This window comes from Peribacillus sp. NPDC056705, from assembly GCF_043656335.1.
This window is the reverse complement of record NZ_JBHTYI010000247.1, coordinates 1-335: the sequence shown is the minus strand read 5'-3', so window position 1 is coordinate 335 and position 335 is coordinate 1. Positions and strand designations below refer to the sequence as shown.

1 pseudogene is annotated in these 335 nt (G+C 52.5%); it reads right to left on the bottom strand.

The window, feature by feature from the left end:
• Window positions 1-273: pseudogene (locus tag ACFRAK_RS29375) on the bottom strand (stage III sporulation protein AE); the annotation flags it as partial.
• Window positions 274-335 lie beyond the last annotated feature (62 nt).

The window sequence follows — 335 nt, the reverse complement described above, 5'->3', positions numbered from 1 at the left end:
TTGCTGTAAGCTGAATCCATCGCCCCCAGGTAAGAGCATATCCATCAGCGACGGTGTTCTTCCGTCCGGGAAGAACCCGCCATAGTCCTTCATCAATTGATCCCAATACTTCTCCACCTGATCGGTGGGCAACTGCTCGGTCTGCTGCTCCACCCACCAATCAGCGGGATTATCTGCAGCCGCAACCTCTACACTGAACAAGCAACAATTAAGCAGGGCCAGCAGCATGACGCACAACACGGTCAAACCTTTGGGAAACGTTCTCCTACTCATGATCTCCCACCTTCTGTCAAGCCGGAAGGAGCTTCAGGACCGTTTCGATGATAATCCCGATA